28 protein-coding genes are annotated in these 25,040 nt (G+C 73.0%); 18 read left to right on the plus strand and 10 right to left on the minus strand.

Going from position 1 to position 25,040, the window contains the following annotated elements; genetic code table 11:
- Positions 1-40 precede the first annotated feature (40 nt).
- The 8 genes from AMIR_RS33785 to AMIR_RS33820 all read right to left on the minus strand — a co-directional run bounded on the left by AMIR_RS33785 (position 41) and on the right by AMIR_RS33820 (position 8,651).
- Positions 41-841, minus strand: a complete 801-nt coding sequence (locus AMIR_RS33785) for an ESX secretion-associated protein EspG (protein WP_015805489.1) — start codon at positions 839-841, stop codon at positions 41-43.
- Complete coding sequence (locus AMIR_RS36515) at positions 838-2,469, minus strand: PPE domain-containing protein (RefSeq protein WP_143761012.1); 1,632 nt, start codon at positions 2,467-2,469, stop codon at positions 838-840. Before AMIR_RS36515 ends, AMIR_RS33785 begins: the two co-directional genes overlap by 4 nt.
- A gap of 314 nt (positions 2,470-2,783) precedes the next feature.
- On the minus strand, positions 2,784-3,560 hold the full coding sequence (gene pstB, locus AMIR_RS33795) for a phosphate ABC transporter ATP-binding protein PstB (protein WP_015805491.1): 777 nt from the start codon (positions 3,558-3,560) through the stop codon (positions 2,784-2,786).
- 10 nt (positions 3,561-3,570) lie between these two features.
- Positions 3,571-4,485 carry a phosphate ABC transporter permease PstA gene (pstA, locus tag AMIR_RS33800; RefSeq protein WP_015805492.1) on the minus strand — a complete coding sequence of 305 codons (915 nt, stop codon included), beginning with the start codon at positions 4,483-4,485 and terminating at the stop codon, positions 3,571-3,573.
- Positions 4,482-5,540: a phosphate ABC transporter permease subunit PstC gene (pstC, locus tag AMIR_RS33805; protein WP_015805493.1), complete on the minus strand. Its 1,059-nt coding sequence runs from the start codon at positions 5,538-5,540 to the stop codon at positions 4,482-4,484. The genes pstA and pstC overlap by 4 nt, the downstream gene beginning before the upstream one ends.
- Positions 5,541-5,578: 38 nt before the next feature.
- The gene (gene pstS / locus AMIR_RS33810) at positions 5,579-6,700 is read right to left on the minus strand and encodes a phosphate ABC transporter substrate-binding protein PstS (protein ID WP_015805494.1); all 1,122 of its coding nucleotides are present in this window, start codon (positions 6,698-6,700) and stop codon (positions 5,579-5,581) included.
- Between the two features lie 192 nt (positions 6,701-6,892).
- Positions 6,893-7,786: a mycothiol synthase gene (gene mshD, locus AMIR_RS33815; protein WP_015805495.1), complete on the minus strand. Its 894-nt coding sequence runs from the start codon at positions 7,784-7,786 to the stop codon at positions 6,893-6,895.
- Between the two features lie 112 nt (positions 7,787-7,898).
- Entirely contained in the window at positions 7,899-8,651 is a 753-nt protein-coding gene (locus AMIR_RS33820) for a response regulator transcription factor (protein ID WP_015805496.1), read from the minus strand.
- Positions 8,652-8,862: 211 nt separating this feature from the next.
- Between AMIR_RS33820 and AMIR_RS33825 the strand changes: the two genes are divergently transcribed.
- The 10 genes from AMIR_RS33825 (at position 8,863) to AMIR_RS33865 (ending at position 15,746) form a co-directional block, all read left to right on the plus strand.
- A complete protein-coding gene (locus tag AMIR_RS33825; protein WP_240438759.1) occupies positions 8,863-9,561 on the plus strand; it encodes an alpha/beta hydrolase family protein in 699 nt (232 codons plus the stop codon).
- On the plus strand, positions 9,558-10,364 hold the full coding sequence (locus tag AMIR_RS33830; protein WP_015805498.1) for an LmeA family phospholipid-binding protein: 807 nt from the start codon (positions 9,558-9,560) through the stop codon (positions 10,362-10,364). The genes AMIR_RS33825 and AMIR_RS33830 overlap by 4 nt, the downstream gene beginning before the upstream one ends.
- 40 nt (positions 10,365-10,404) lie before the next feature.
- Positions 10,405-10,827, plus strand: coding sequence for a thioredoxin family protein (locus AMIR_RS33835; RefSeq protein ID WP_015805499.1), 423 nt, complete (start codon positions 10,405-10,407; stop codon positions 10,825-10,827).
- 234 nt (positions 10,828-11,061) lie between these two features.
- Positions 11,062-11,496, plus strand: coding sequence for a DUF4395 domain-containing protein (locus AMIR_RS33840; RefSeq protein WP_015805500.1), 435 nt, complete (start codon positions 11,062-11,064; stop codon positions 11,494-11,496).
- A gap of 108 nt (positions 11,497-11,604) precedes the next feature.
- Entirely contained in the window at positions 11,605-12,450 is an 846-nt protein-coding gene (locus AMIR_RS33845) for a sulfurtransferase (RefSeq protein WP_015805501.1), read from the plus strand.
- A complete protein-coding gene (locus AMIR_RS33850; RefSeq protein ID WP_015805502.1) occupies positions 12,450-12,752 on the plus strand; it encodes a DUF1416 domain-containing protein in 303 nt (100 codons plus the stop codon). Before AMIR_RS33845 ends, AMIR_RS33850 begins: the two co-directional genes overlap by 1 nt.
- A gap of 303 nt (positions 12,753-13,055) precedes the next feature.
- Positions 13,056-13,691 carry a heme-binding beta-barrel domain-containing protein gene (locus tag AMIR_RS33855; protein WP_015805504.1) on the plus strand — a complete coding sequence of 212 codons (636 nt, stop codon included), beginning with the start codon at positions 13,056-13,058 and terminating at the stop codon, positions 13,689-13,691.
- Between the two features lie 328 nt (positions 13,692-14,019).
- The gene (locus AMIR_RS33860; protein ID WP_015805505.1) at positions 14,020-14,622 is read left to right on the plus strand and encodes a 5-oxoprolinase subunit B family protein; all 603 of its coding nucleotides are present in this window, start codon (positions 14,020-14,022) and stop codon (positions 14,620-14,622) included.
- A gap of 114 nt (positions 14,623-14,736) precedes the next feature.
- Positions 14,737-14,892 (plus strand): hypothetical protein, encoded by a 156-nt coding sequence (locus tag AMIR_RS40825; RefSeq protein WP_015805506.1) that lies wholly within the window; start codon positions 14,737-14,739, stop codon positions 14,890-14,892.
- On the plus strand, positions 14,889-15,746 hold the full coding sequence (locus AMIR_RS33865) for a 5-oxoprolinase subunit C family protein (protein ID WP_015805507.1): 858 nt from the start codon (positions 14,889-14,891) through the stop codon (positions 15,744-15,746). Before AMIR_RS40825 ends, AMIR_RS33865 begins: the two co-directional genes overlap by 4 nt.
- A gap of 102 nt (positions 15,747-15,848) precedes the next feature.
- Here the strand turns inward: AMIR_RS33865 and AMIR_RS33870 are convergent, their stop codons facing one another.
- Positions 15,849-16,691: an aminodeoxychorismate lyase gene (locus AMIR_RS33870; protein WP_015805508.1), complete on the minus strand. Its 843-nt coding sequence runs from the start codon at positions 16,689-16,691 to the stop codon at positions 15,849-15,851.
- A gap of 96 nt (positions 16,692-16,787) precedes the next feature.
- Between AMIR_RS33870 and AMIR_RS33875 the strand changes: the two genes are divergently transcribed.
- The 5 genes from AMIR_RS33875 to AMIR_RS33895 all read left to right on the plus strand — a co-directional run bounded on the left by AMIR_RS33875 (position 16,788) and on the right by AMIR_RS33895 (position 21,065).
- Positions 16,788-17,162, plus strand: coding sequence for a Fur family transcriptional regulator (locus AMIR_RS33875; protein ID WP_232520094.1), 375 nt, complete (start codon positions 16,788-16,790; stop codon positions 17,160-17,162).
- On the plus strand, positions 17,159-18,253 hold the full coding sequence (gene ygfZ, locus AMIR_RS33880; protein ID WP_015805510.1) for a CAF17-like 4Fe-4S cluster assembly/insertion protein YgfZ: 1,095 nt from the start codon (positions 17,159-17,161) through the stop codon (positions 18,251-18,253). The genes AMIR_RS33875 and ygfZ overlap by 4 nt, the downstream gene beginning before the upstream one ends.
- A gap of 54 nt (positions 18,254-18,307) precedes the next feature.
- Positions 18,308-19,108 carry a beta-keto acid cleavage family enzyme gene (locus AMIR_RS33885; RefSeq protein WP_015805511.1) on the plus strand — a complete coding sequence of 267 codons (801 nt, stop codon included), beginning with the start codon at positions 18,308-18,310 and terminating at the stop codon, positions 19,106-19,108.
- Positions 19,109-19,168: 60 nt separating this feature from the next.
- Positions 19,169-19,744 (plus strand): RsiG family protein, encoded by a 576-nt coding sequence (locus tag AMIR_RS33890; RefSeq protein ID WP_015805512.1) that lies wholly within the window; start codon positions 19,169-19,171, stop codon positions 19,742-19,744.
- Positions 19,745-19,895: 151 nt separating this feature from the next.
- Entirely contained in the window at positions 19,896-21,065 is a 1,170-nt protein-coding gene (locus AMIR_RS33895) for an MFS transporter (protein ID WP_280956270.1), read from the plus strand.
- Between the two features lie 225 nt (positions 21,066-21,290).
- On the opposite strand, the gene AMIR_RS33900 is transcribed toward AMIR_RS33895, so the two are convergent.
- Entirely contained in the window at positions 21,291-22,172 is an 882-nt protein-coding gene (locus AMIR_RS33900; protein WP_015805514.1) for a DUF8083 family protein, read from the minus strand.
- A 162-nt stretch (positions 22,173-22,334) separates the two neighbouring features.
- Between AMIR_RS33900 and AMIR_RS33905 the strand changes: the two genes are divergently transcribed.
- The 3 genes from AMIR_RS33905 (at position 22,335) to AMIR_RS39825 (ending at position 25,028) form a co-directional block, all read left to right on the plus strand.
- Positions 22,335-22,517, plus strand: a complete 183-nt coding sequence (locus AMIR_RS33905; protein WP_015805515.1) for a DUF3073 domain-containing protein — start codon at positions 22,335-22,337, stop codon at positions 22,515-22,517.
- 1,129 nt (positions 22,518-23,646) lie between these two features.
- Positions 23,647-24,354, plus strand: coding sequence for a Crp/Fnr family transcriptional regulator (locus AMIR_RS33910; protein ID WP_015805517.1), 708 nt, complete (start codon positions 23,647-23,649; stop codon positions 24,352-24,354).
- A gap of 278 nt (positions 24,355-24,632) precedes the next feature.
- Positions 24,633-25,028 carry a hypothetical protein gene (locus AMIR_RS39825; protein ID WP_041837197.1) on the plus strand — a complete coding sequence of 132 codons (396 nt, stop codon included), beginning with the start codon at positions 24,633-24,635 and terminating at the stop codon, positions 25,026-25,028.
- Positions 25,029-25,040: the final 12 nt, after the last annotated feature.

The raw sequence follows: 25,040 nt of genomic DNA on the forward strand, positions 1-25,040 counted from the left end.
TCCGCGAGCTGCGGACCCGCCCCCTCCGCGTCGCGCGGGGTCAGCTGTTGAGCAGGAAGTTGAGGTCCTGGCCGAGCTGCATGGCGATCCGGCCGCTGTCGGCGGGCGCGGCCGTCATCCAGCGCTGGCCGTCCGGGTTCTCCCTGGTCTGCATCATGTACCGGCCCTGGTCGTTGTCGAACCAGATGACCTCGGGCCCCTTGGTCTCCCGGCCGTACCTGCCGCGAACCGAGAAGCCGAAGTTCCCCAGGCTCAGCTTGGGGCGCGAGAAGATCGCCATGAGCTGCTGCTCCTGGCCTCCCCTGGCGCTCCGCGCGGAGACGGCGCTGGTGAAGGTGTTCGCGTCGTAGTCCTCTTCCCGGCGAGGTCTGCGCTGTTCCTGCCCCTGGGGAACCGGGAGGGTCATCGAGTGCCCCGGTCCCGGCCGCACCTGCGGCACGAGTGAGACCAGCGCGTGCAGCAGCGCCGAGGAGCGGATCAGGTCGACCTTGAGCATCCGGTCGTCCAGCACAGCCAGCGCCGCCACGTCACGGGTCGCGCCGCCGCGCGCCAGCAGCTGGCGCTCCGGGACGCGGGCGTCCAGCGCGGCGATCGCGTTGACGGTGTAGTCGGCGCGGACCAACAAGGTCAGCGCCTCCTGGACCTCGCCCACGACCCGCCCCCGGAACGCCAGCTTCCTGGACTCCAGGTCGCGGTACACCGCGTTCCTGATACCCGCGCGCTCGTCGAAGGTCCGGCCCACGTGGCGGATCTCGAAGGGGTAAGGACGGGAGCCGAGGTCGAGGTCCTCCCAGAGGATGTCGGCTGCGGCGTGGGACAGGCTGAACGAGAACACGCTCACCCGCCGATGACGGGAGGTGCCACGAGCGTCCCGTCCCCGAAGACGTCCTCGGTCTCCTGGAGGTACGAGGCGGACTTGTGTTCCTTGTCCTCTTCCCCGTTGCCCCGGCCACCTGCGGCGCCCATGCCGCCCGCACCCATGCCACCGGCCGCCGCGCCACCGCGCCCGGCCGCCGCGCCACCGAGGCCACCCGCACCACCGGAGCCGTAGCCCCCCACACCGCTGCGGCCACCCTCGCCGAGGGCGGAGGAGGAGCCGCCCGCACCGAGGCCCGAGCCGCCGACGCCGGACCCACCGGCGCCGAAGCCGCCCGCGCCACCGCCGAAACCACCCGCGCGACCACCCGCCGCGGCGAGACCGCCGGGACCGCCGGACAGGCCGCCTGCGCCACCGCGGCCACCGAGGCCACCCGCGCCCGTGCCGCCGCCGAGACCGCCACGACCACCGCCGAGACCGCCGGAACCGGTTCCGGTCCCACCCGTGCCCGTGCCACCGGGCGGGAGGTAGCCGACACCGCCCGGCGGGACGTAGCCACCGCCGGTGCCGCCTCCACCGATGCCGCCTCCACCGATGCCACCACCACCGGTGCCGCCACCGCCGGTGCCACCGCCACCGCCACCGGTGCCGCCACCACCGGGGTAGGTCACGCCGGACTGGTTGGTGTTGCCGCCCGAGTTGTTCAAGCCGCCGCTGCCGCTGCCACCGCCGTTGCCGGTCCCGGTGGTGCCGCCGCCGTTCGGTCCGCCGTCGTAGACGTAGGTGCCGCTGTTCCCGGTGCCGACGCCGCCGATGCGCCCCGTGCCGGTGCCGGTGCCGATCCCGCTGCCGACGCTGGAGTCGGGGCGCGAGCTGATCGAGGTCCTGTCGCCGCTGTCCGAGGAGCCGCTGTCCGAACCGGACATGGGCGGGGGCGCGACGAAGGCGGGCATGGTGGCCCCCGTCTCGGCGAACGTGCTGGACATCGCCGTCATGGTCTCGGCGGCCTTGACGTGGGCTTCCTGCTTCTCGGCGAACTTCTGCTTGATCTCAGAGATCGTGCCGCCCCAGTTGAGGGGGTTCGGCTCGGCGAGCAGCATCTTGGTGGCGTCGGCCGTGCTGAACTGGACCGGCTCGGGCATCTTCGACTTGGCGCTCTCGGCCGCGTCCACCTGGCTCTGCATCTGGGCGCTGGTGTACTGGGCGGACTGGGCCGCGTTGGTCGACCAGTCCGTGACGCTGCCGAAGTAGGACCGCGCGGATTCCGCCGCCTCGCCCTGCCAGGCGTCCTTGCTCGCCGCGGTCGCGCCGCGCAGGTTGTCCTGGAGGGTGACCAGGGTGGTGCCCACCTGGTTCCACGCGTCGACCTGACCGCGCGCGCTGGCGGGGTCCATGCCCTCGGTGACCATCTGCTGGAGGGCGGTGTGCTCGTAGGACATGTAGTTGGTGCCGTCGGGCGCCATGGGGGGACGGGTGTCCTGGATCTGGGCGCCGAGATCACGCCGCTGCTGCTCGAACTGGGTCCGGGAATCCACCTCCATCTTGACGACGATGGAGGCGGCCTCGACCGCGCGGGACAGGGGATTCGCGGAGGTGGACGTCTGCATCTGGACGTGGGCGTCCGCAGCGTTCTCCTGGCGAATGTCGGTCATGGTGGGGAGGGCGTGGGCGGTGTTCTGCCCGCCCTGCCCCGCTGTACCCTGGTCGTTCTCCGCCACGTCTACCCCCTGGTGAGCGCTCACAGCCCGTTCCCGAGCAAGCACGGTACCCGTACCGGTGCCGCCCCGTCCCCGGATTCGACGCGCGCCGAAAGCAGAGGGTTCCCGGTTCGTCGCCGGGCCCGCTCCGCAGGCGCTCGAGGTGTCAGCGGCACCGATCGCCCCGCACGGAGAAGATACCTCCGGAACGCGCGCGAAAAAGCCCCCCGCGCGAATCGCGCGAGGGGCTCCTCCAAGAAATCCGGCGATCAGCCGAAGCGGCCCGAGATGTAGTCCTCGGTGGCCTTCTGGGTGGGGTTCGAGAAGATCTTCTCGGTGTCGTCCACCTCGATCAGCCTGCCGGGCTGGCCCACGCCGAGCAGGTTGAAGAACGCGGTCTGGTCGCTGACGCGCGCCGCCTGCTGCATGTTGTGGGTGACGATCACGATGGTGAAGTCCTTCTTCAGCTCCGTGATCAGGTCCTCGATCGCCAGCGTGGAGATCGGGTCCAGGGCCGAGCAGGGCTCGTCCATCAGCAGCACGTCCGGCTGGACGGCGATGGCGCGCGCGATGCACAGGCGCTGCTGCTGACCGCCCGACAGGCCGCCGCCCGGCCGGTCGAGGCGGTCCTTGACCTCGTTCCACAGGTTCGCGCCGCGCAGCGAGCGCTCCGCGACCTCGTCGAGCTGCTTGCGGTTCTTCACGCCCGCCAGGCGCAGGCCCGCCACGACGTTGTCGCGGATGGACATCGTCGGGAACGGGTTGGGGCGCTGGAACACCATGCCGATGGTGCGGCGCACCTGCACCGGGTCGACCGAGGAGGCGTAGATGTCCTCGCCGTCCAGCAGCACCTTGCCCTCGACGCGGGCGCCGGGCGCCACCTCGTGCATCCGGTTCAGCGAGCGGAGCACGGTGGACTTGCCGCAGCCGGACGGGCCGATGAACGCGGTCACGCTGCGCGGCGGAACGGCTAGGGAGACCTCGTTCACGGCGTGGAACTTGCCGTAGTAGAGGTTGAGGTCCTTGACGTCGATGCGCTTGGCCATCAGTGCCCGCTCACTTGGTCTTCGGGGCCAGCCACCGCGAGGCCGCGGTCGCCAGCAGGTTGAACAACGTGATGATCAGGACCAGGGTGATCGCCGCACCCCAGAGCCGGTCGAAGCCCGCGTCCGTCGGGTTGTTGCGCTCCGTGGTCATGAGCAGCGGGAGCGACGCCATCGGCCCGTCGAACAGGTTGTAGTTGATGAACGGCGCGTACGCCGCCAGCACCAGCACCGGGGCGGTCTCGCCCATCACGCGCGCCAGCGCCAGCATGATGCCGGTGAGGATGCCGGAGAGCGCGGTGGGCAGGACGATCTTCACGATGGTCTTCCACTTGGGGATGCCCAGCGCGTAGGAGGCCTCGCGCAGCTCGTCGGGGACGATCTTGAGCATCTCCTCGGTGGTGCGCACGATCACGGGGACCATGAGCAGCACCAGGGCCAGCGACACCGCGAACGCGCTGCGGCCGAAGCCGAACGTGGTGATCCACAGCGAGTAGACGAACAGCGCGGCCACGATGGACGGGACACCGGTGAGGATGTCGACCATGAACGTGGTGGCCTTGGCCAGCTTCGACCGGCCGCCGTACTCGACCAGGTAGACGCCGACGAACATGCCGATCGGGACCGAGATCAGGGCGCAGATCAGGCCCTGGACCAGGGTGCCGTAGATCGCGTGGTAGACGCCGCCGCCCTGCTGCCGGGACAGCAGCCCGGACAGGGACTTCTGCCACCAGTCGGCGTTGAGCACGATCGGGAAGCCGCGCTGGATCACGGTGTAGAGCACCCACACCAGCGGGATGATCGCGACGCCGAACGCCAGCCACACCAGCGCGGTGGCCATGCCGTTCTTGAACTTGCGGACGCCGCTGATGCTCTGGAACGTGGGCGGCTTCGCCAGGCGGTCCAGGTCCGCCGTCTCGGCCATCATTCGTACTCCTTGTGACCGGCGACGATGGACCGGGCGATCGCGTTGACCACGAAGGTCAGGACGAACAGCACCAGGCCCGCGGCGACGTAGGCGCCCGCCGACTTCGGGTCGTTGAACTCGGGCGCGGCCAGCGCGATCTTCGAGGCGAACGTGGCGCCGCCGTCGAACAGGCTCCAGCCGAACGCCTGGGCCGTGGAGCTGAGGATGATCGTCAGCGCGATGGTCTCGCCGAGCGCGCGGCCGAGGCCGAGCATCGAGGCGCTGACGTAACCGGCCTTGCCGAACGGCAGGACGGTGGTCTTGACGACCTCCCACTTGGTCGCGCCGAGCGCGATGGCGCCCTCGACGTGCGCGGGCGGGGTGCGGTCGAAGACCTCGCGGCTGACGGCGGTGATGATCGGCAGGATCATCACGGCGAGGACGATGCCCGCGGTGAAGATCGTGCCGCCCAGCTCGATGGACACGTTGCCCTGCGAGAACAGGAAGATCCAGCCGAGCTTGTCGGTCAGGAACTCGCCGATCGGCGTGAGCACCGGCCCCAGGATGAACAGGCCCCAGAGGCCGAAGATGATCGAGGGGACCGCGGCGAGCAGGTCGATGACGTAGGCGAACGTCCGCGACAGCTTGCGCGGGGCGTACTGGGTGAGGAAGAGGGCGATGCCCAGCGCGATCGGCATGGCGATCGCCAGCGCCACGAGCGAGGCGACCACGGTGACCAGGAGCAGGTCCAGGATGCCGAAGCGCATGTCGCCGACATCGCCGGTGGACCACTCGCGGCTGGTCAGGAAGTTCGCGTTGTTCAGCGCGAGTGACGGGACGGCCTGCATGAGCAGGAACACGCCGATCGCCGCGATGAGCACCACGACGAGGACGCCGGAACCGGTGGCGAGCCCGCTGAAGATCCGGTCACCTGGCCGGACGTGCGCCTTCTTCTCGCCTTCCGAGGTGGGGGGAATCGGAGCCTCCGGGGCTGGTCGAGCGGCCGGGACGCCCCCGCGGGCACCGGGATGGGTCCCGGTGCCCGCGGGGCGCTGCGCCGCAGTGCGGTCGTTCATCGCGTCAACTTCGCGTCAACGTCCGGAGTCTGCCTGACTCAGGCGATCGCCTTGATGGCGGTCAGCAGCTTCTCCTGGAAGGCGTCGGGCAGCGGGGCGTAACCCGCGTCCGCCAGACCCGCCTGGCCGGTGGTGGCCGCGACGGTCAGGAACGCCTTGACGGCCTTGGCGGTGTCGGCGTCGTAGCCCTTGGAGCAGACGATCTCGTAGGTGGCCAGGAGCAGCGGGTAGGCGCCCGCGGCCTTGGTGCCGTAGATCGAGTTCAGGTCGAGGACGAGGTCGTTGCCCTCACCCTTGATCTTCGCGCTGTCGATGGCCTTGCCGACCGACTCGCCGGTCAGCTCGACCGCGCCGGCACCGGAGTCGATCTTGGCGATCGAGAGCTTGTTGTCCTGGGCGTAGGACAGCTCGACGTAGGTGATCGCGCCGTCGACGGAGGCCACGGCCTGCGCGACACCGGCGGACTTCTCCTTGCCCTCGCCGACACCGCCCTTGAACTGCTTGCCGTCGCCCTGGGTCCACGCCGCGGGGGCGGCCGTGGTCAGGTACTTCTGGAAGTTGTCCGTGGTGCCGGACTCGTCGTTGCGGTAGACGACCTTGATCTCGGTGTCGGGGAGCTTCGCGCCGGAGTTCAGCGCGGAGATCGCCGGGTCGTTCCACTTCTTGACCGAGCCGTTGAAGATCTTGGCGGTGACCTCGGCGTTGAGGGCCAGGTCGGTGACGCCGTTCAGCTTGTAGCCGAGGGCGACGGGGCCGAAGACCATCGGGAGGTGCCAGGCGGGGTTGCCCTGGCAGCGCTCGGTGGCGGCGGCGATCTCGGCGTCCTTCATGGCGGAGTCGGAACCGCCGAAGTCGACCTGGCCCGCGTTGAAGTTCTTGATGCCCGCGCCGGAACCGGAGCCGTTGTACGCGAGGTCGGCGCCCGCGCACTGCTGCTGGTAGGCCTGGACGAACGTGTCGATCGCGTTCTTCTGAGCCGAGGAGCCCTCTGCGTTCAGCTTCGTCTTGCCACCGCACTCGACGGGCACGGACGGGGTGCTCGCGCCACCCGTCGAGGAGCTTCCGGTCGCAGCGGTGTTGTTGTCGCTGCCACATGCGGTGAGCAGAAGCGCACCGGCCGCGATAAGGCCGACGACGGCGCCGTGCCGCTTGGTCTTCACCTGGGTCCTCCACGTACGGGGGCTTTGATTGAGCGGCGTTTCACCGCTCGACACGGACGGTAGGGAGCGAGAGTGGACAGACCCCCAGGGGAACATGAACGGAAGGTGAACACCACACGGGAGGTGACTGGACCCACGGCCATTAGGGTGATCCCGTGACCTGCACGTTTGCATGGCGTGATGGGTTTGTCACTACAGGGCGTATTGGACGTCCGCTTTCCACCGCGAAAAGCCCAACCGGGTGTACACGCGCACCGCCGGTGAGTTGTCGGACTCGACGTAGAGGTGCACGTCGCGCAGTCCGGTGCTCTTCAGGTGGACCAGACCCGCGAGGGTGAGCGCCTTGCCGAGGCCGCCGCCCTGCGCGTCCGGGTCGACGCCGACCACGTAGACCTCGCCCATGGACTCGTCGTGCCGCTTGGTCCAGTGGAAGCCGAGCAGCCGGTCGGCCCCGTCCACCGCGAGCAGGAAGCCGTCCGCGTCGAACCAGTCCTCGGCCTCCTTGAGCCGGACGTCGTCGGCGGTCATCGCGCCCTGCTCCGGGTGCCAGGAGAACGCCCGCGCGTTGACCCGCACGACCGCGTCCTCGTCCCGCCCCGGTTCGAAGGACCGCAGCGCCACGCCCTCGGGCAGCGGGGGGACCTCGGGCAGCCCGGCCAGCTCGCGCCGCATCACCCACAGCTCGCGGACCCTGCGGGCGCCGAGCCTCGCGGCGAGCCCGGAAGCGCCCTCGCGGTCGCCGTGCGCCCAGAAGCGCACCGGCTTGCCGCGGTCGGCGGCGGCGCCGAGGAGGGCCCCGGCCAGCTCCGAGCCCACGCCCGCGCGACGCGACCCCGGCCGCACGGCCAGCTCCGCCACCAGGTTGCCGTCCGAGTCGCCGAGCAGGTCGAGGTGCGCGTACCCGGCGAGGACGCCGTCGGCGCGGGCCAGCAGGTGCGCGCTGCCGGAAGCCCCCGGACGCAAGCGGAGGTGGACGGCCTCGCCAACGGGGGCGACGCCGTCCACCTCCTCGGCTTCGGCGAGCAGCCGGGTGATCTCCTCGGCCTGCTCGGGGTCCAGCGCGTCGTGCCAGGTCAGGTCAGCCACGCCCGCGACGCTACCCGCTGCGGCGGCGGTCGATCGGGCCGCGGTCGGACCCCGCGTTCGGGCTCCCGCTCCGGCGACCGGAGCCGGGGGACCCGACCGGGGGACCCGGCGCTCAGACGCGGAACAGCTCGGTCTCGTCCAGCTGCGGGGCCCCGATGGCCTGCTCGGCCTCGGGGCGGCGCAGCGAGCCGGGACGCGGCGGGCGGACGAACTTGTAGCCCACGTTGCGCACGGTGCCGATGAGCGACTCGTGCTCGGGGCCGAGCTTGGCGCGCAGGCGCCGCACGTGGACGTCCACGGTGCGGGTGCCGCCGAAGAAGTCGTAGCCCCAGACCTCCTGGAGCAGCTGCGCGCGGGTGAACACCCGGCCCGCGTGCTGCGCCAGGTACTTCAGCAGCTCGAACTCCTTGTAGGTGAGGTCGAGCGGACGGCCGCGCAGGCGGGCGGTGTAGGTGGCCTCGTCGATGACCAGCTCGCCGAGCTGGAGCGAACCGTCGCCGCCGGACTGGGCGGCGCCCCGGCGGGAGCGCACCAGGCGCAGCCGGGCGTCGACCTCGGCCGGGCCGGAGGTGGGGAGCAGGATCTCGTCGACGCTCCAGTCGGCGTTGACGGCGACCAGGCTGCCCTCGGTGACGATCGCGACGACCGGCACGTCGACGCCGCTGGAGTCCAGCAGGCGGCACAGGCCGCGCGCGCCGACCAGGTCGGTGCGGGCGTCCACCAGGACGACGTCGTGGGGTCCGGCCTCCAGCAGCGCGGAGACCTCGGGGCGCAGCGGGCGGACCTCGTGCGGAAGCAGGGCCAGCGCGGGCAGCACCGCCTCGGGATCGGGGTCGGTGGTCAGCAGCAGCACGTCGATGCTCATCGCGGCGCCCTCCCTGTTCGGCCGGTGTTGGTCACCGGAGCACTCGCGGAGAAGTACGGTGACCGGGCCCCGTTGCCTGCGGATGACGGAGACGATACCGGTGCGCGCCGCGAAAGACCCAGGTCAGCAGGACAGGGTCACAGTTGTTTCCACAAGCGTCACGCTTGTTACACCCGTGTCACACGGCGGAGTTCGCCTGCACGGGGTACACGTGACGACCCCGTCGACCGCCCCGGACCTGGCGTTCGTCGTGGGCCACGGCTTCACCAACCACACCGGCAAGCCGTACGTGGCGCGGGTGCTGCGCCGCTTCGCCCGGCACGGCGGGGTGGTCGCCCTGGACTTCCGGGGGCACGGCCGCTCCGGCGGGCGGACCACCGTCGGCGGTGACGAGGTCCACGACATCACCGCCGGGGTTTCGCTGGCCCGCGAGCTGGGGTACCGGCGGGTCGTGGTGGTCGGGTTCTCGATGGGCGCGTCGGTGGCGCTGCGGCACGCCGCGCTCGCCGACGACCGGCCGGACGCCGTGGCGGCGGTCAGCAGCCCGGCGCGGTGGTGGTCGAGGGAGACCGCCGCGATGCGCCGCGTGCACTGGCTGCTGGAGCAGCCGCACGGCAGGCTCGCCGCCCGCGCGCTGGGCGTGCGGCTGGCCGGGCCGTGGGCGCGGGTCCCGGAGAGCCCCGTCGAGGTGGTGCACCGGATCGCGCCCACGCCGCTGCTGCTGGTGCACGGCGAGCTGGACCGGTACTTCGCGCCCGCCCACGCCACCGCGCTGCACCGGGCCGCCTGCGGCGCGGCCGAGCTGTGGCTGGAGCCGCGGATCGGCCACGCCGAGTCGGCGATGACGCCCGTTCTGGTAGACCGGATCGCGACCTGGCTCGACGACGCTTCCTGGAGGACCTGGCGATGACCGCCCCCGAACCCCGCCGACCCCGGCGGGGCCGCAAGCTCGTGATCACGGCCCTGGTGCTCGGCGGGCTGCTGGTCGCGGCCGACTTCGGCCTGGCTGCGGCGGGTGAGTACCAGGTGGCCCAGCGGATGCGGGACAAGCTCCAGCTCAGCGAGGACCCGGCCGTGCGGATCAACGGGTTCCCGTTCATCACCCAGGCGCTGGGCGGCGACTACCGGGACATCGAGATCACCGCCAACGGCGTCCCGGTGCGCGACCAGCTGCGCGACCTGGAGATCAAGGCGAACCTCTACCACACCAGGATCGGGCTGTCCGAGCTGCTGGCGGGCGACACCAGCAACGCGCGCATCGACCAGGTCAAGGGCAGCGTCAAGATCAAGGCGAACGACCTGAACCGCCTGGTCAACCAGGTCACGCCGTTCACCGACATGGCGATCGAGCCGGACACCAGGCCGGTCGAGCAGGGCGGTCCGGAGACGCAGGGCGGGCAGCAGCCGCCCACCGCCGCCGCCGTGAAGCTGAGCGGCACGACCTCGCTGGCCGGGCGCAAGATCCGGATCTCGGCCTACGGCACGGTGACGCTGTCCGGCGGGATGGTGGAGATCGGCGTGAACGACGTGGAGATCGACGACACCTCGCTGGCCGGGCTCAACGAGGTGCTGGGCGCGGTGCGGTCGGCGCTGAACGTGAAGATCGACCCCGGTTCGCTGCCGTTCACCGTGACGCCGACCGCCGTGCGGGTGGAGAGCGGCGCGCTGACCGTCGAGGGGACCCTGGAGAACATCCCGCTGGACCAGCGGTGAGCGCGGCCCCCGGTCGCGGCGGGCTCACGGGGGCGCCCGCGTGACCGGGGGCCTGCTCGGCCTGCTGTCCGCGCTCGTGGTGGTGGCGGCGGTCGCCGTCGCGCTCCGCGGGCGCGGCCGGGTGCGGCCGGGGTCGCGGCGCGGGCTGCCCGCCGAGGTGCGGGCGCTGCTCGACCCGGACGCCGAGGTGACCCTGGTGCAGGTGACGACCCGGTTCTGCGCGGGCTGCCGCCGCAGCAGGCAGGTGCTGGGCGCGCTGGTCGAGCGGACCGGTGGCCTGCGCCTGGCCGAGCTGGACGTGACCGAGCGGCCCGCGCTGGCCGCCGACCTGGGGGTGCTCGGCACCCCGACCACCATCGCCTACGACCGGCGCGGCGCCGAGCTGCTGCGGGTCACCGGCGTCCCGGACGCCGAGGAGCTGTCCGGCGCGCTCACCGGGCGGGCGCGCCCGTCGGACGGGTGATCCGGTCCTCCCAACCCCTGGACACCACTCCCGGTGGCAGGGACTAGCGGCTACCCTCGACGGCATGAACGCGCTGCTGACCAAGCGACTCGCGGTGGACCTGTGCCGCGTCCGCAGCAGCCTGTGTCGCACGGCGGGCTGACCCGCCGAGGTCGTCGTGACCGCGCCGGGCGTGACCGCGCCGAGCGCGCCACCCGTCCCCACCGCCCCTGACGCCAACGCCAGGAGGTCGCCGTGCCGAAAGACGTCCCCGTCGATCCCAGGGGAGCCAGGTTCAGCGCCTGGTTCACCAGCGCGGTGCTGGTCCTGGTGCTGCTCACCGGCTCGTGGCGGCTGCTGGCGGCGCAGACCCTCCTGTTCGCGATGTGCGCCTTCGTGTCGCTGCGGCTCAACCCGTGGGGGCACGTGTACCGGCGGGTCCTGCAGCCCCGGCTGCCGGAGGCGGAGCGGGAGGACGCGGCGCCGCTGCGGTTCGCCCAGGGCGTCGGGTTCGCCTTCGCGCTGGTCGGCACGATCGGCTACGCGGCGGGCTGGACGGCGCTGGGCGTGGTGGCCACCTCGGCCGCGCTGACCGCGGCCCTGCTGAACGCCGCGCTGGGGCTGTGCCTCGGCTGCGAGCTGTTCCTGCTGGTCCGCCGGGCCGCCCCGGCGCCCGCGCCCCGCACCTGACGACACCCGCGTCCCGGAACCCCCGCCGCCGAGCGCAGCCCGCCCGGCCCCGAGAGCACGACCGCAGACCCGAAACCGCACTTCCGCACAACGAATGGGAGCCGCTCGATGAGCCGTGCAGACGTCCTGGTCTCCGCCGCCTGGGCCGAGGAGAACCTCGCCGCGCCCGGCGTGGTGTTCGTCGAGGTCGACGAGGACACCACCGCCTACGAGGGGGGCCACCTCCCCGGCGCGGTGCGGATCGACTGGCGCACCGAGCTGCAGGACCCGGTCCGCCGCGACTTCGTCGACCGCGCGGGCTTCGAGAAGCTGCTGTCCGCCAAGGGCATCGCGAACTCCGACACGGTGATCCTCTACGGCGGCAACAACAACTGGTTCGCCGCGTACGCCTACTGGTACTTCAAGCTGTACGGCCACGAGGCCGTGAAGCTGGTCGACGGCGGGCGCAAGAAGTGGGAGCTGGACGGCCGCCCCCTGGACAAGGAGGTCGTGGAGCGCGAGGCGACCACCTACCAGGCGCAGGAGCAGGACCTGTCGATCCGGGCCTTCCGCGACGAGGTCGTCGAGGCGATCGGCGCGAAGAACCTGGTGGACGTGCGCTCCCCCGACGAGTTCAGCGGCAAGCTGCTCGCGCCCGCGCACCTGCCGCAGGAGCAGGCGCAGCGCGGCGGGCACATCCCCACGGCGATCAACGTGCCGTGGAGCAAGACCGCGAACGAGGACGGCACGTTCAAGTCCGACGAGGAGCTGACCGCGCTGTACGCGGACGCCGGCCTCGACGGCTCGCGCAGCACCATCGCGTACTGCCGCATCGGCGAGCGCTCCTCGCACAGCTGGTTCGCGCTGCACGAGCTGCTCGGGCACTCGGACGTGAAGAACTACGACGGCTCGTGGACCGAGTACGGCTCGCTGATCGGCGTGCCGGTCGAGCTCGGCCCCGGCAAGGAGGCGTGATGAGCGCGGCGGGTTGCGGGGCGCCCCAGCAGGGCGTGGAGCTGAGCGTGGGCGCGAACGAGGTCGTGCTGTCGGGCCGGGTGAGCGCCGAGGGCGCGCCGGTCGGCGGGGCGTACGTGCGGCTGCTGGACTCGTCCGGCGAGTTCACCGCCGAGGTGGTGTCGTCCGAGCAGGGCGAGTTCCGCTTCTACGCGGCGCCCGGCGACTGGACGGTGCGGGCGCTGCACCGGTCGGGCAACGGCGAGGCCGCGGTGACGGCGGGCGGTCCCGGCGTGCACGCGGTCGAGGTCGCGGTCGCCTGACGGACCGGCTTCGAGGGCCCCGGCGGCGATCAGCCACCGGGGCCCTCGCGCGTCCTCCGGAGGGCGGAAACCCAACCCCTGGACCGTTTTCCGGTGTGCGCCCCATCATCTTGATCGTTTTCTGGCTCGGTCAAGTCGCGACGCGTCCGGTGGTCTTCGCCACCGAGTCCCGCGCCACGACGCCCGGTGACGGTAAACTCGCCGAGTGGAACACTTCTTCACCACACTGCTGGTCCTCGTGTCGTTGCTCATCACGTGGTTCGCCGGGTACGTCGTGTACCGGCTGTTCTCCGACCAGCGGTGATGGCAGAGCAGACGCCGGCCCCCGGCAGCGGTGACGCCGCCGTCCAGGCCGCCGCAGAGCGCGCCGAGTCGACGCGCGCCCTCAACCTCCCCCAGTTCGACGACCTGCCGATCCCGGCGGACACCGCGAACCTGCGGGAGGGCCCCTCGCTGCACGACGGGTGCCTAGCGCTGCTGCCGCTGGTCGGCGTGTGGCGCGGTGAGGGCGAGGTCGTGTACCCGACGATCGAGGGCCCGTACCGGTTCGGCCAGCAGATCACGTTCGCCCACGACGGGCGGCCGTTCCTCTACTACGAGGCGCGGTCGTGGCTGCTGGACGAGAACGGCGCGGTGATCAGGCAGGCGGCGCGCGAGACCGGTTTCTGGCGCCCGCAGCCCGACGACACGATCGAGGTGCTGCTCACGCACAACACCGGGATCGTGGAGCTGTTCTACGGCAAGCCCCGCAACCAGACCTCCTGGGAGTTCGGCACCGACGCGGTGGTCCGCACGGCGACCGCCAAGGAGGTGACCGGCGCGCAGCGGCTGTACGGCATCGTCAACAACGGCGACCTGGCGTACGTCGAGGAGCGCGCGATGGTCGGCCAGCCCATGCAGCCGCACTCCTCGGCGCACCTGCGCCGGGTCGTCGGCTAGCTCGGGAGCCGCTCCCAGCCGCAGGACCGCTTCACCGCAGCACCGCAGGTCAGCAGCACCGCAGGACCTCTGAACGGCAAGGCAGCGAGGGATCGGGTCCGGCTCAGGCCGGGCCCGGTCCACCGGCCGAGCGCACCACCGGCGGCGTTCCACGGCCGCCGTCCCGGCCACGCGGACCACCGGACGAGTCCCAGCGAGGGGCTCACCGGTCCCGCCGCAGGGGGAGCACGCACGACACCATCGCCCGTTCGAGGGATTGCCCTTCGCGCGGGTTGTTGAACAATCCAACAATCAGACGATCACGACCAGCCGATCCGGGCGGAGGGCCATGCGACTGAGGCGGTGCGGCTCCGACGCGGTGCTCGTCGAGGTGGGCTCGCTGGACGAGGTCGCCGCGGTGCGCGCGGCGGTGCGGGCCGCCGACCTGCCGCAGGTCGCCGAGGTCGTCCCGGCCGCCCGGACGGTGCTGGTCAAGGCCACGCCCGGCGGGCTGGGGGCGGTGCGCGAGCTGCTCGACCGCGTCGACCTGTCGGCGCCCGCCCCGGCGCCCGCGCGGGAGGTCGTGCTGCCGGTCCGCTACGACGGGCCGGACCTGGAGCTGGTCGCGGAGACGGCGGGCCTGGCGGTGGACGAGGTCGTCGCGCTGCACGCCGGGGCCGCGTACGAGGTGGCGTTCTGCGGGTTCGCGCCCGGCTTCGGCTACCTGACCGGCCTGCCGGAGCCGCTGCGGCAGGCGAGGCTGGACTCGCCGAGGACGCGCGTCCCCGCCGGGGCGGTCGCCGTGGCGGGCGAGTTCACCGCCGCCTACCCGAGGGCCACGCCCGGCGGGTGGCGGCTGATCGGCACGACGGACGCGCCGCTGTTCGACCCTGGGCGGGACGAACCGGCGCTGCTGGCTCCCGGTGACCGGGTGCGCTTCGAGGCGGTGTGACCGAGGCGACCCGACTCGCGCGGGTGAAGGGGCACAACCGGGGGAACCCCCGCGTTGTTTCGTAGTACTACGAAGGACTTTCGGCACTGTCCAGCACGGGAGGAGGTGGAGGATATGAGTTCACTGGCAAACCCGAAGCGGCTGCGCCTCGGCGTTCCCTCGCGACCCGCGAGCAGCTCCGAGGAGCACTCGCTGGCCAACCAGACGCGGCACACCGCGGTCTCCGAGGAGCGCGCCGAGCGCGAGTCGGACAACGAGGTGGGAATGTGAGAACGCTCCGCGTCCTGCGGACCGGACCGCAGGCGCTCGTGCAGGACTTCGGCCGACCCGGCCACGCCCACCTGGGCGTTCCGCCCTCCGGGGCGCTGGACCGGGCGTCGCTGGCCCTGGCCAACCGGCTCGTCGGCAACGCCGACGGCGCGGCCGGGCTGGAACTGCTGCTGGGCGGCCTGGCGGTGGTGGCGACCGGCTCCTGCACGATCGCGGTCACCGGTCCGCAGGTCGCGGTGCGGGTCAACGGCAGGGAGCGGGATTCGCCCTGCCACCTCGTGGAAGGCGACGAGCTGGAGGTCGGGATCCCGACCTCCGGCTTGCGTTGCTACCTCGCGGTGTCCGGCGGGATCGCGGTGCCCGAGCAGCTGGGCAGCCGCTCGTCGGACCTGCTCTCCGGGATCGGCCCGGACCCCGTCGCGCGCGGGGACGTGCTGCCGCTGGGCGAGTCGACCGGCATCCCGGTCGGGGTCGACGTGCTGGTGCCCGCCCGCGCGCCCGACGAGGTCGAGGTCCCGGTGCTGCTGGGGCCGCGCGACGACTGGTTCCCCGACCCGGCGGGTCAGCTGGCCGCCGGGAGCTGGGTGGTGTCGGACCGGAGCAACCGGGTCGGGCTGCGGCTGACCGGGACGGCGCTGCGGCGCACCGGTGGGGCGACCGGCCGGGAGCTGCCCAGCGAGGGCCTGGTGACCGGCGCGGTGCAGGTGCCCGCGGACGGCCGGCCGGTGGTGTTCCTCGCCGACCACCCCACCACCGGGGGCTACCCGGTGATCGGGGTCGTCGCGGAGCGCGCGCTGCCGGGGCTGGGCCAGGCCAGGCCGGGCACGCGGGTCAGGTTCCGGGTCGAGCGCTGACGCGGGGGGGGGGGGGGACTCGCGGGCGCGGGTCCCCGACCGCATCTGCTTCAGCGCCGCTGCCGGCGCCGCGGTCCAGCGCTGCGACCCGAGCGCCGCGCCCTAGTACTGGGACTCGTAGAGCGCGTGCAGCTCGGCGTGCAGCGCGGTCGAGTCGGGCAGCGCCCTGCCGTCCAGGGTGTGCACGCGGGTGATCGAGCGGACGCTCGACACCAGCAGCACCGCGTCGGCGGTGAACAGGTCCTCGGCGGCGATCGGCTCGACGACGACCGTCCACCCGGCCTGCTCGGCGGCCTGGAACAGCACCGCCTGGGTGGTGCCGGGCAGGATGCCCAGCGTCGCGGGCGGCGTGGTCAGGGTCCGGCCGCGCACCGCGATCAGGGTGGACGTCGGGCCCTCCAGCACCGAGCCGCCGGAGGTCGTGAAGACCACCTCCGCCGCGCCCCTGCGCTCCGCCTCGCGCAGCGCGGCCATGTTCACCGCGTACGACAGGGACTTCGCGCCGAGCAGCAGCCACGGGGCGCGCTCGGCGAGGCCCGGCTCGATCCCCCGGTCCAGGGTGACCGCCGCGATGCCCTCCGCGCGCTGCGCGAGCACCTTCGGCGAGATCTCCAGCCCGAGCGCGAAGCCGGTGGGCGTGCCGTCGCCGCCCTCGACGCCTCGGGTCATGACGAGCTTGAGCGCCATCTCGGCGCTGCCGGACCAGTTGTCCAGCACCGCCTTCGCCGCCCGCTCGTAGCCCGCGCGGTCCGGCGCGGGCAGGTCGAGCATGGCCGCCGACCGCTCCAGGCGGTCGAGGTGGGGACCGAGCTCCCTGGGCTTGCCGTCGACGACGAGGATCGTCTCGAAGATCCCGTCACCGCGCACGAGGCCGAGGTCGTCGATCCGGATGAGCGGGGCGTCGGGGTCCGCGAGGGTTCCGTCGAGCAGTGCGAGCACGCGCATGGGGGCGAGCGTACCCACGGGCCTACCATCGAGGTCGTGGACACGGCGGGTGGGCAGCGGGCCTTGCGCAGCACTCTGCACCAACGGGGGATGCGGATGACACCGCAGCGCCAGCTCGTGCTGGACGCGGTGCGCGCGCTGGGCCACGCGACCCCCGAGCAGGTGTGCGCGCGCGTCCAGGAGACCGCGCCCACCGTCAACATCACCACCGTCTACCGCACGCTCGACCTGCTCGACCGGCTCGGCCTGGTCAGGCACACCCACCTCGGGCACGGCGCGCCGAACTACTCGGTGGACGAGCACGAGCACGTGCACCTGGTGTGCCACCGCTGCGGCCGGGTCGACGAGGTGCCGTGCGAGCTGCTGGAACCGCTGTGCGGAACACTGCGCGAGCGGGACGGGTTCGAACTGGACGCAACGCACCTCGCGCTGTCCGGCACCTGCCGGGACTGCCTCAAGGAGACCGAGTGAACTCCCCGACGCTGACCACGCCCGGCGCCGTGGCGCCGTTCGACGGCGCCCCCGACCAGGGCGTTCCCTGGCACTTCGGCGACCCGTTCGCCGAGCAGCGGGCGGCGGCGCGCGGCGTCGCGGTGTTCGACCGCTCGCACCGCGGCGTCATCGCGGTGCCCGGCGAGGACCGCCTGACCTGGCTGCACTCGCTGACCAGCCAGCACTTCACCGCGCTGGGGCAGGACCGGGGCACCGAGATGCTGGTGCTGGACGCGCAGGGCCGGGTGGAGCACCACGCGGTGGTCGCCAACACCGGCGGGACCGCGTACCTGGACGTCGAGGCGGAGACGACCGCGCCGCTGCTGGAGTACCTGTCCCGCATGGTGTTCTGGTCCAAGGTGGAGCCGCGCGACGCGACGGCCGAGCTGGCGCTGCTGACCGTGGCCGGGCCGGACGCGGCGGAGCTGCTGGGGAAGCTGGACGTGCCGGTCCCGGACGGGGCGGACGGCGTCCGCGAGCTGCCGGGCGGCGGGTTCGCGCGCCGGGTGTCGTGGCCGGGCGCGGGCGCGGTGGACCTGCTGGTGCCGCGCGGCGAGCTGGGCGACTGGTGGTCGCGGCTGACCGGCGCGGGCGCGCGGGCGGCGGGCAGCTGGGCGTTCACGGCGCTGCGGGTGGAGTCGCTGCGGCCGAGGCCGGGCGTGGACACGGACGAGAAGACCATCCCGCACGAGGTCAACTGGATCGGCTCGGCGGTGCACCTGGACAAGGGCTGCTACCGGGGGCAGGAGACGGTGGCGAAGGTGCAGAACGTCGGCCGCCCGCCCCGGCGGATGCTGCTGCTGCACCTGGACGGCACGCGCGAGGTGCAGCCGGAGACCGGCGACCCGGTCAGGCACGGGGACCGGGTGGTAGGCCGAGTGGGTAGCGTCGCGCTGCACCACGACCTGGGCCCGGTGGTGCTGGCGCTGGTGAAGCGCTCGGTGCCGGTGGACGCGGAACTGCTGGTCGGCGCGGAGGACCGGGTGGTGCAGGCGAGCGTGGACCCGGACTCGGTGCCCGCCGACTCCCCGCGCCTCGGCCACGAGGCGGCGCGCGGGCTCGCCAGGTGAACGGCCGGGATGTGCCACTATCACGGCATGTCCCGTCCCGGTCCACGCGGAACGATGATCATCGCGGCCCCCGCCGGGGTCGCGCGCGGCGACGTCCCCCACCTGCCGGTGGCCCCCGGTGAGCTGCTGACCGCCGCGCAGGCGTGCGAGCAGGTCGGGGCCTCGGTGGTGCGGGTCGACGTCCGGGGCTCGGACGGCCTGCTGTCGCTGGACCCCGGCCAGGCCGCCGAGGTCGTGGCGGCGCTGCGCGAGGGCGCCTCGCTGGCGGTGCTGCTGTCGCTCGACGGGCCCGACGGCGCTTCGGACGCCGACCGGTTGCGCGTGCTGGACGCGCTGCCGGACTCGGCGTCCCTCGCGCTGGGCGCGCCCGGTGGCGGCGACCGCTGGGAGTTCGCGGTCGCCGCGCACGAGGCGATGCGGGAGCGCGGGATCGTCCCGGAGTACTCGGTGAGCGGCGCGGGGCAGCTCGCGCTGCTGCGCAGGCTGCTGGACGAGCGCGGCCTCCCCGCGGGCGGGCTGGTGCACGTGGGGCTGGTGCTGGGCGCGCCCGGCGGGCTTCCCGGCGACGCGGACACCCTGGTGTCGCTGGTGCGGGAGCTGCCGGAGGGGGCGCTCTTCTCGGCGACCGGGCTCGACCGGGCCGGGCTGCCGGTGCTGCTGGCGGCGCTGGCGTGCGGCGGGCACCTGCGGGTGGGCCTGGCGGACACGCCGGAGTACGCCGAGGGGCAGCGGGCGCAGAGCACCACCCAGCTGGTGGCGCGGGCGGCGGGGGTCGCCCGGATCGCCCAGCGCCCGCCGCTGTCGGGCGCGCAGGCGCGCGAGTTGCTCGGTCGGCGCGCACCGGTACGGGTTTGAGACAACTTTGGAAGCAGGTTTGTGTTGGCGGGCAAGCACGGACTACCCCAGGATGAGTACGTGATCGAGGTGCGCCCCGGAGGGCGCCGCCGCATCGACCGGGTGCTCGCCCCCGACTACACCGAGGGTGTCGAGCGGCTCCCGCTCGCCGAGGTGCGCGCGAAGCGCGACGAGGCCGCGCAGGAGGAGACGGACCTGTCGTACCTGCGGCGGTTGCTGCACGCCCGGATCGACATGGTGCGGGCCGAGCAGCAGCGGCGCAGCACGGGCGGGTCGGCGGTGGTGGACCGGCTGGCCGCGATCCTGTCGTCCAACGCCGTGGGTCCCGCCACCGGGCTGGGCCGCTACCAGTCGCAGGAGCCGTCGCGGGCCGACGCGCACCAGCGGCACGTGGAGGCGCTGGTGTCCGACGTGGACCTGTCGGACGTGAGCGCGCTGGACGACGAGAAGCTGGACCTGGCGCTGCGGACGTTCGTCGCCGAGGAGGCCTCGGTGTCGGGCAGGCGGCGCGAGGTGCAGGGCGTGGTGGACCGGCTGAACGACGAGATCGGCGGGCGGTACCGGAGCGGCACGGCGTCGGTGGACGAGCTGCTCGCGGTGGAGCGCGGGCTGCACGGCAAGCGTCCCGGCGAGTAGCCGCGACCTGCGGGAACGCCATCAGTCTTCCTAACAGGCGGGAACACACTCCCGCATCCTGAGCAACCGGGCTTAGCGTCGGGGGCGTGATCAGCCGCGCCCCCGTTCCGCACGCCCCGTCCGACCGCGCCCGCCGGGGTGGTGGTCGCCGGTGAGCTACCGCTGGGTGGTGCTGCTGGTCGGCGCGCTCGCGCAGGGGACCAACGCGGCGGTGTTCCTGGGGCTGCCGTCGATCAGCCCGTACCTGCGGGAGCACTTCGGGCTGTCGCTGCCGCAGGTCGGGCTGCTGCTCGGCGCGGCGAACCTGGGCACGATGCTGGCGCTGGTGCCGTGGGGTGCGGTCGCGGACCGGCGCGGCGAGCGGCTGGTGATGGCGGTCGGCGGGTTCGGGGCCGCGGCGTGCCTGGCTCTGGCAGCGCCCTCGGGGGCGGTGCTGGCCGGGGTGGCGCTGTTCGGGGCCGGGCTGTTCGGGGCGAGCGTGAACGCGGCCAGTGGCCGGGCGGTGCTGACCTGGTTCCCGAGGGAGCGGCGCGGGCTGGCGATGGGGGTGCGGCAGACCGCCGTCCCGCTGGGCGCGGCGGTCACGGCGGCGCTGCTGCCCGCCGTGGCGGTCGGGTCCGGGGTGCCGGTGGCGTTCCTGGCGCTGGCGGGCGCGACGGCGCTGGTGGCGGTCGCCGTCGCGGTGTGGGTGCGGGAGCCGCCGGGGGTGGTGCGGGTCGCGCGCGGCGGGCAGGGCCTGGTGCTGGCGGACCGGCGGCTGCTGCGGCTGAGCCTGGCGTCGGGGCTGCTGGTGGTGCCGCAGTTCACGGCGGGCGCGCTGCTGGTGGAGCTGCTGCACGGCCACCTCGGGATCGCGGCGGCGACGGCGGCGGCGCTGTTCGCGGTGGCCCAGGTGCTCGGCGGGGCCGGGCGGCTCGCGGCGGGGATCTGGTCGGACCGGGCGGGCGGCAGGCTGGGGCCGCTGCGGTCGATCGGGGTGGCGGTCGCGCTCGGGTTCGCCGGCTGCGCGGCGCTGCTGGACACGGCGCCCCGGTGGCTGGTGTGCGCGGCCCTGCTGCCGACCGCCGCGCTGGCGATGTCGTGGAACGGGCTGGCGGTGACGGCGGCGGGCGAGCTGGCCCCGCCGGGCCGCGGCGGGACCGCGCTGGGGATGCAGAACAGCGCGAACTACCTGACCGCGACGGTGACGCCCCCGCTCGCCGGGTGGGTGGCGATGGCGCTGGGGTGGACGTGGGCGCTGGTGCTGGCGGCGGTGTGCGCGACGGCGGCGAGGGTGGTGCTGGCGCGCGGGAAGCTGACCGAGGGGCCGGTGGCCGGATGAGGCGTCCCAGCCAGCGCCCCACGGGCCGGGCGGCCGTCTCGGAGGGCGCTGGGGCCGCACGACGGGGTGATTCTGGCGACCACCCGATCGGGGGGCCGGTGGCCCGGTCCGGGCATCCGAGGCCACGACGACCGGGCTTGCGGCGACAGCGGGGTCCACGACGGCCAGGTCCATGACGACCGGGCACACAGCGACCGGGCCCACAGCGGCCGGGGCCGCCGGGGGTCAGCCGTGCCGCTCGCGCCGGGCCAGTTCGCCCCAGAACTCGCGCAGCACCTCGTAGCGCAGCGCGACCTCCTCCGAGTCCCCCTCCTCCAGGGCGTCCACGATGGCGTTGACGTCCTGCGCCGAGGTGTCGTCGGTCAGGTCCTGGTCGTCGACGAGCTGCACGAGGCCGCCGTAGTCCAGCTCGACGGCCGAGCCCGCGTCGAAGTGCTCCAGCCAGCGGCCGGTGTCGGCGAGCACCTTCGTCGGCCCCTCCTCGCCGATCGAGTCCCGGACCACGCGCAGCGCCCGCGCGACCCGCTCGCGCGCGTCCGTCATGGACACCCGCCAGGACACCTCGCGCTCCGGCGCGTCCCTGGTGGCCAGGACGAGCCGCCTGGCCTCCGGGTCGACCAGCGCGAACCAGGGCAGCGGGACGGTCCAGGTGGTGGAGATGACGTGGACCGCGCCGCCGGTCAGCTCGGCCATGACCGAGCCCGCCCGAGCCCGGACCGCGTCGGGGCTCGCGGGCAGCGCCTCGTCCTGGAGCGGGCCCCAGGAGGTGGCCAGGAAGCCCACGAGGGCGGCGGCCGAGCGGGCGCGGAGGTCCAGCGGGCAGACAAGCGGGCCGTCGCCGACCTCGCCGGGGACGTCGGCCGGGTCGAGGGCCATCACGTCGAAGGGGGCGTCGGGCGAGGGTCCCCCGTCGGGGCGTTCTCCGGGGAGCAGGCGCGGGCGCCCGCCCAACTGTGATCGCAACCACAGGTGACGTTCCCGCTCCCCAGCCTCCGCACGGGTCAGCGGGCCCTCTTCCAGGGCTTTTCGCACCCGGTCCGCCAACGGTGCGTCAAGGGATGACAGCGGTTCGTACACCCTGAGGTAGGCGACGAACGGTCGAGGCACCCCCGCATCCTCCCACGGTGAGATTTGGCGGCACGTGTCACGCCTACCGCGTCGCGGACAACCCCATCGACACGGTACGGTAGTTACCAGGAACTAGTTGTCGAGACGAGTGGGGCCGCCGTTCCCCCGGCCGCCCCCGTCCCTGTGCGAGGGGGTCGAGCCATGGGGCGCGGCCGAGCGAAGGCCAAGCAGACGAAGGTGGCGAGGGAGCTGAAGTACAGCTCTCACAACACCGACTTTGACGCCTTGCAACGCGAGTTGTCCGGCGATTCCGACATCGGTCGACGAAGCGATGATCGCGTCGACGACTCGTCGGACGACGATTACGACGACTACCGTCGCTGACGCAATCACACCCATGCAGAGATCGGGCTGCCGGTACCACCGGCAGCCCGATCTTTGACACTGACATCGCCCTGGCGCGCTGCCGAGGCGGAGTCGACCACGAACCCGGACGGAACCGCTCACCGCGGAGCCGTGCGGAGTTCGCGGCACGACTCCCGTCCCCGGCGGCGCCAGGTCGGCCGCAGCACCGGCGGGAAGCCTCCCGTCCCGGTGCCCTTCGGCGAACCGGTTGACCACTCCTCCCCGTTCGTGCCCTGGGCACGGGTGGTGGTGAGCGGCGTCCGGTGAGCAGGCGGCTGCGACCTGGAAGCGCTGGGGTTCACACCGCACCGCCCGCTCGACCCGCGTTGCGCTCCACTTCGGAGCATGGCCGGGGACGCGGGCGGATTTTGTGCTGTCCGGGGGTGGGCGGGCCGAGCCACGAGGATCGGGGCAGGCGGGGCGGAACCGCAGAGGTCAGGGCTGCTGGGCCAGGGGCGCCGAGTCGAGATTTCCCGCATCGGGACTGCCCCGTGGGGCTGCGGGCTCCGGACGACCGGGTCAGAGCCACAGCGCCGGGGGCTACAGCACCGAGGGCCACAGCACCGGAGGCCGCAGCACCGGGGGCCACAGCACCGGGGGCTGAAGGGCTCGCGTCGTCGGGTGGGGACTGCGGGGCTCGGGGTGGGCGGGTTCGGGACCGGGGTTGGCAACTCGGGGCGGGAGCGGGCAGGCTGTGGCCCGGCAGACCCGAGAACTTTTCACGTGCCCCGCGTGCCGCCCCGAGGGCGCGGCGGACGGGCGGGTGGCCCGGCGGCCCGACCACGGGGTCCGCGACCCGCCGAGCGGACGGGTTCAGGTCCTTCGGACATCTCAACAGGTCCAAGGTCCCGGATCGGACAGGTCTTCACCGGTCGGCGCGCCGATGGCGACGCGCGGGAGCAGGGCGATTCCATTTGATTGGGCATTGCGAACGCATTCGCGTGCGATCTTCCGGAGGCCCCCGATGGGCAAAACGCCGAACTGGCTCAGCGCACTTACCCCCCAATCGGGTGTACTGTCCGCAGCACGTTAGGGGAGACCATCACTTGCCGACCGCACCGGGTCGACCCAATTGAGTTCCGCCGGTCACGACAGTAACAGGACCCACATGCTGCCCATGCCGAGCACCGCGCCCCAGGAACAAGTGTGGCCCAGCAACAGCCTGCTGAGCAGGCTCCGCGAGAACACCAGACAGGAGCTGCTCGCGGTCGGCACCGTGGTCCGCTACGCCGCCGACCGGGAGGTCATCGAGCAGGACGCGAAGGACACCCACGTCCTGCTGCTGCTCGAAGGCGTCGTGAAGGTGCAGACCACCGACGAGACCGGTGACACCGCGCTGCTCGCGATCAGGGTCGCGGGCGACCTGGTGGGCGAGATGGCGGCCCTCGACCAGAAACCGCGCTCGGCGACCGTGGTCACCTGCGGGGACGTGGTCGCGAAACTCATCACGAGCGTCGAGCTGATGAGCTTCCTGCACCGCAGGAACGACGTGTTCGTGGAATTGATCGGAATGATCAACGACCGGTTGCGAACTGCCAACCAGCGGCGACGCGATTTCCTCTCGCACCCCGCCGCGGAACGCGTCGCACGCGTTCTTGTGGAATTGATCGAGACTTATGGTCGCGAGGAAGTGCACGGCTGGACGCTCGGAATTCCGCTGACGAAGGTGGAACTCGCTTCCATCGCCGGGATGAAGCCGAGGACCGCCGAGAAGGCCTTCAGCGATCTGCGCAAGGCCGGGGTCGTGGTCAGCCACCTGCGCCGGGACGTGCTGATCCCGGACCTGGACGAGCTGCGGACCTTCGCGGGGATCTGAGCCCCGACCGCACTGGTGCGGGGTGCGGGCGGGGCCGGTGGGCCAGAGTGTCCCGTGGTGGGAGCCGCGGTCCGGGAGCAGCGGTCCGGGAACCCGCCAAAGTGGATCATCGTCACATCCGGCGGGTGGCGTCGAACGGTGGTGGAGCGGGTACCCGTGGGTCGCGCCGGACCTGGTCGGGTGCTCGCGCTCGCCGACACCGGGTCCGCCCCAGGGGGTCTCGCCTCCGGGGCCCGCCCCCTGTCTTCCCGCACCGCCTGATGAGAGGACGCACGACCTTGCCGGAGGCGCTGCTGATGCTGGCCGGGGCCGTGGCGAGCTCGCTCGCCAGGGCGACCGACACCCCGCTGTGGCCCGCGCTGCGGGACGGGGTCGCGGAGGCGGTCGACCCGGTGCGGCCCGGTGTGCCCCGGTTGCGGCTGGAGAAGGGGCGGCGGGCGCTGGTGGCGCAGCACGCGGTGCGGCGGGAGCCCGCGCGCGCCGCGTTCACCGCCGAGTGGCGGGACTCGCTGCACGAGGTGCTGCGCGCCCGACCCGAGGCCGCCATAGGGCTGCGGCGGGCGCTGGCCGAGGTCAGCCCCTCGCTGCCCCGGTGGAGCGGGCAGGACGGGGTCGTGCCGCCCTCGGTGCTGCGCGGGAGCGTCAAGCTCGCGCAGGCCTCGCCCTACCGGTGACCTAGGGCCACC

Source organism: Actinosynnema mirum DSM 43827 (assembly GCF_000023245.1).
Taxonomy (GTDB): domain Bacteria; phylum Actinomycetota; class Actinomycetes; order Mycobacteriales; family Pseudonocardiaceae; genus Actinosynnema; species Actinosynnema mirum.